The 390-nt window shown below is 39.7% G+C and carries 1 protein-coding gene; it reads right to left on the minus strand.

Annotation, left to right across the window (positions count from 1 at the left end; translation table 11 throughout):
* On the minus strand, positions 1–390 hold a 390-nt coding region (locus G5B12_RS17140), incomplete at both ends, for a ParA family protein (protein WP_174088982.1).

A 390-nucleotide genomic window follows, 5' to 3' on the forward strand; every position in this document is an offset into this window, starting at 1 on the left:
TATAATTATCAAAGATATGAATTTGACTTCCATATACATTTCTGAGAAGTTCCATATTATTTCTGGCATCATTTGTATGCGCATCGACCATCGTGAACAGAATCCCACCGACTTGCAACTTCGGATTAATCTGCTTACGAACCTTACCGATCGTTTTTAACAACTGCTGCAAGCCTTTGATTGGCAGGTAGGAGGCTTCAACTGGAATGAGGACTTCATCTGATGCAGCCAGCGCATTGATCGTAATCATTCCCAATGATGGCATACAGTCAATAATGACTGCATCATATTGATCCTTGATACCATATAAAATCTGTTTCAATACATATTCCCTGCTCATTGCATTTACCAACTGTACTTCCGTACCTGCCAGTCCAATGTTAGAACAGA

The sequence above is a fragment of the Blautia sp. MSK.20.85 genome (genome assembly GCF_013317245.1).
In the GTDB taxonomy this organism is placed as follows: Bacteria; Bacillota; Clostridia; order Lachnospirales; family Lachnospiraceae; genus Blautia_A.